We start from the raw sequence: 4031 nt of genomic DNA, 5'->3' as shown, positions 1-4031 counted from the left end.
TTGCTAATGTTTTGGGTAATGACTTTTTTGACATATCGACACCTGTAATAAGTTCCATATCAGCAATAATGTCCTGTTGGAAGTCTTTTTGGAACATTACTGCCAACGTGTTTGTGTATGATTAGTTGCGTGGTTTAAGCGAGTAAGTTAGCAAATAAAAACCGAATAGAAAATACGAGAGCATTTTCGTAAGTAGGCGAGAACCTAGCAATTAATTATACACGGTGTTGCCTGTAGTTATTTATTTTAGTACCTGTTCCTATTTTAGTTCCTGTGCCTAGAGCGAATTCCATTAGATTTTAGAAAACATAGGTGCTATTTTTAAATCCTCGGATTAGTAATTAGCATACAATACTGAAATTGATTAAATACTAGGGTAGAACGCCTTATGGAATCGTTAAATTTTTGTTAATAAGCTACTTGGTTTTGTGTATTGGAATATTTCTATTATGTTTTTATATGTTTAATCTTAAAGATTTTATGAATATGAAAATGAAGTATTTTAGTTTATTATTAACCTTGACAATTTTTACATTTATTTTTTCTTGCTCAAAAGAATCAACCGATGAATTCGATAACGGAGCTAGTCCTACACTAGAAGCAAAAAATAGTTATACGTTTACTAGTAAAGACTCCACCTCTGTAGTGCAAAATGCAAATTTGGATATGATATCATTTGTAGATGGTATATCTGAATTTTATCAAAATGGGGATTCTTACAATGATTTAAAAAATGAATTAGACCCAGTTGATGGTCTTGCAAATATGCATTCAGCTGCAGACAACCTTTTGTATGCTGCGTATAAGCATTTATCAACAAATGCAAATAATAGTAACCTTACGTGAGAAGAGATGATAAGTGCTTTTCAAGTAATGGTCGCAAATGCAGAATCTAATGGTGCAAAAACTTTGGCTGATATGGATTTGGAAGCTGAAAGTATTAATCATTGGGGAAGCGACGTTGAAAATCTATCGAAAAGAGATTGTAAATGGTATCAAATAGGATGTCATTTGAGTAATATCTGGGATTGGTTAAATACCAAACCTGGCAATGGTGGACAAACCAATTTACAAATGATTGCATCAATACTAAGTGTTGTTGGAGTTATATTAGCATTGTAAAACCTAATTATGAATATTAAATCTAAAATAGGTCTAATGTTTATACAAGTATTACGCATATTGGTTTTTTTAGTATGCGTATTTGCTTTTGGACAGCAAAGACAGAATACACTTGCTTTTGATAATACTTACAATGTAAATATTCAAGTCAATGATACATTATTAAGGTTACAATTTGATACAGGCTCGGCAACGAGTATTTTCAATAATGAAATTTTGAATATTATTAATAGAGATTCGTTACAATTAGTTTCGAGCCAAGATTTTACAGACCCTTTTGGTAATATTACAAATATTGATACTTTTCGCGGGTTAGGTTTTTCATTTCTAAATTTAGTTGAGAAACAACCAACTTTTATCTTTAATCCCTTTAATTACAACCAATTTCTTGATTGCGAAATAAATTTAAATAATGGCATTCTAGGGCTTAATATTTTTTTTGAATCCAAAGAATTACTAAGTATTAATCACGACAATAGCGAAATTGGAATTGTTACACAAGACGATATAGAATTGTTGAATTATACAGAAATCGGAGCTGATTTTCGTGACAATTCGATATATATCGATACAGAAATTGGAGGAAAGTATGTTGAATTATTATTTGATACTGGTTACAATGATTATATACTATTAAATAAAAGATATAGAAAATTAAAAAAATATAAAGAAGTAAAAAATCTAACTACTATGTCAGCGAGTTTATTCTCAATTTCAGATAGTAAAGAGATAATTTTAGAAGGAGTAGAAGTAGAACTAGCAAATATTGAACTAAAAAATAATATTATCACTATAAACCCTCAGAACACAGTCCCTGTTTTTGGCTCTGAGATGATAAAAAAATTTAATTGGATTATTGACTTTAAAAGTGAAAAAGTTTTTTTGCAAAAGAGAAAAGATGATTTAAGCCTTTCATTAAATGAAAAACTTAAAAATAAAAATGTTGCCCTAGCAATAACAGGTAAATTATATATAATAAGTTCTTTTCAGAAAGAATTTAAGTCTGGTCAAGTTATAATGTCTGTTCAAGACAAAATTGTAACATCAGAAAATATCTGTGCAATGCAAAAACTGCTCAACGATAATAGTTCTAATTGGACTGCTCTAAAAATAAAATAACGCACATGAATAAAAGTATTTGCCCACTACTCGTATTATTACTATGTTTTATACTGCCACAATTCAGTTCCGGCCAAAGTGAAATCCGTTTTTTTAGCGGTTTAGGAATTAGTAAGGATGTAGACTATAGTTTGGGTATTGATTATAGTTTTAATTTTTTCTTTGATGATAAATCAAAGTTCAACTTTGGAACGCACATTGGTGTTTATTATAATCAATTCAATGAACCGCTTTTAGCTACTGATAAGCAAATTTATTTTAGATTAGGTTTACAATTAAAATATAGGATTTTAAAAAAAATCTGGGTACGTGGTGACCTTGGAACTCACAGACCAATAAAGAAAGAAAATTATTTTTTTAATGATTCTCAAGGCAATCCTGTACAAGATACAAATTTGGGAAAACATACTTATATTTCACCAAGCATAGAATACAGTATAAACGAAATGATTAATTGTTTCATTATATATAATGTTGCGTTTGAGGATATGTTAGATATGAATACAGTTAGTTTAGGTGTTTTAATAGTGCTATGAATAATCGACTTACTTAATTTACTCTGATACAATAATTAGTCACATAAATTGCTGAATTCATGCGTAATTTAGCTTTTACAAACCGACCAGACTCCAATTGAGTGAAGTAGAGATATTAACTATTCAATTCCGCAATTGTTTAGTGCAGATGTGAATTAGGAATTCATTCGTTTTGTTAGTCAGTTTAGAATTTTATTCTTATTCGGTTTTAATTGCGTAGGTTTTAGTCCAAATCTGTTCCAATTTGTGTGCGTAAGTTTAATTACAGGTAACGGTTTTGTGTATGATTAGTTGCGTGGTTTAGTAACTAATTTAGTAAACTTTTACGAACCCGAGAATATTCCGAAGGAATATTCGCAAGTAGGCTCAATAAAGCAATTAATTATACACGGTGTTACCCAACGTTTTTTATTCTATTAACTTTAAATATGTACTATCATTAAATTCAATCAATCTGACACCAACTTGAGGTTCATAAATTATCTTACTGATTTCATTTTCGATTAAACCTGAAAAAATAAAAACGTCATTGAATTCAAATCCATTTGAGTTATAATTTGTTAGAAATTGTTCGATATCTTCACTTTCATCAAAAACAGAGCCATTTATGAAATACATTTCTTCATCGGTTTGTATAATAAAAATAATTTCTCTACGATTACCATAGTCAAGCACCTTTATGTTTAGCCGAAAATTCAATTCAAGTTCTGTAATTGAAAGAATTACACTACTCGATTCAAAAATATAAACATGACAACTTGGTTCTGAAGGCGTCGAGTATATTGGTTCGTTATCAAATTCAGTATATTCAGCTGTAATAATTTCTGAATTTTGATTTTCAAATTCTACCTGCGAATTTATGTTTGTTGGAATTATAGAAGATTCAAATTCATTAAAATTTACATAATCAGTTCCTTCATCACTACATCCGCAACTATAAGCTAGAAATATAATCGAAAATATAATTGTCATTTTTTTCATTAATCTATTTTTTTATTTAAGATGCAAGATGTTCAGGATGGTTGCGTCAAATGTTGGGTAACGGTTTTGTATATGGTTTGTTGCGTGGTTAAGCAACTAAGTTAACAAATAAAAACCGAATAGAAAATCCGCGAGGATTTTCGTAAGTAGGCTAGAACTAGCAATAAATTATATACGGCTTAAGTTAGCATTTTAATAAAAACACTAAATTAAGATCTATAAATTAGAAAGAACAAAAGAGAGGAATAAGGTTATTATATACGCAGAGACTAC

At 29.4% G+C, this 4031-nt stretch carries 5 protein-coding genes; 4 read left to right on the top strand and 1 reads right to left on the bottom strand.

The window, feature by feature from the left end:
• The first annotated feature begins 486 nt into the window (after window positions 1-486).
• Genes DFQ08_RS15880 through DFQ08_RS15865 form a run of 4 tightly spaced genes read left to right on the top strand, consistent with a single transcriptional unit; the run spans window position 487 to window position 2777 of the window.
• Entirely contained in the window at window positions 487-846 is a 360-nt protein-coding gene (locus DFQ08_RS15880) for a hypothetical protein (RefSeq protein ID WP_147269493.1), read from the top strand.
• A 6-nt stretch (window positions 847-852) separates the two neighbouring features.
• Window positions 853-1122 (top strand): hypothetical protein, encoded by a 270-nt coding sequence (locus DFQ08_RS15875; RefSeq protein WP_114311023.1) that lies wholly within the window; start codon window positions 853-855, stop codon window positions 1120-1122.
• A 9-nt stretch (window positions 1123-1131) separates the two neighbouring features.
• Entirely contained in the window at window positions 1132-2241 is a 1110-nt protein-coding gene (locus DFQ08_RS15870) for a hypothetical protein (RefSeq protein ID WP_114311022.1), read from the top strand.
• 5 nt (window positions 2242-2246) lie between these two features.
• Window positions 2247-2777: a DUF481 domain-containing protein gene (locus tag DFQ08_RS15865; protein WP_147269492.1), complete on the top strand. Its 531-nt coding sequence runs from the start codon at window positions 2247-2249 to the stop codon at window positions 2775-2777.
• Window positions 2778-3185: 408 nt separating this feature from the next.
• Here DFQ08_RS15865 and DFQ08_RS15860 read toward each other — a convergent pair whose 3' ends face one another.
• Entirely contained in the window at window positions 3186-3758 is a 573-nt protein-coding gene (locus DFQ08_RS15860) for a hypothetical protein (RefSeq protein ID WP_114311020.1), read from the bottom strand.
• Window positions 3759-4031 lie beyond the last annotated feature (273 nt).

The organism is Winogradskyella arenosi (assembly GCF_003337305.1).
GTDB lineage: Bacteria > Bacteroidota > Bacteroidia > Flavobacteriales > Flavobacteriaceae > Winogradskyella > Winogradskyella arenosi.
This window is presented reverse-complemented; position numbering and strand designations above follow the sequence as displayed.

Coding starts and splice junctions, on each gene's coding strand:
- DFQ08_RS15880 (WP_147269493.1), top strand. CDS start 487: ATGAAAATGAAGTATTTTAGTTTATTATTAACCTTGACAATTTTTACA.
- DFQ08_RS15875 (WP_114311023.1), top strand. CDS start 853: ATGATAAGTGCTTTTCAAGTAATGGTCGCAAATGCAGAATCTAATGGT.
- DFQ08_RS15870 (WP_114311022.1), top strand. CDS start 1,132: ATGAATATTAAATCTAAAATAGGTCTAATGTTTATACAAGTATTACGC.
- DFQ08_RS15865 (WP_147269492.1), top strand. CDS start 2,247: ATGAATAAAAGTATTTGCCCACTACTCGTATTATTACTATGTTTTATA.
- DFQ08_RS15860 (WP_114311020.1), bottom strand. CDS start 3,758: ATGAAAAAAATGACAATTATATTTTCGATTATATTTCTAGCTTATAGT.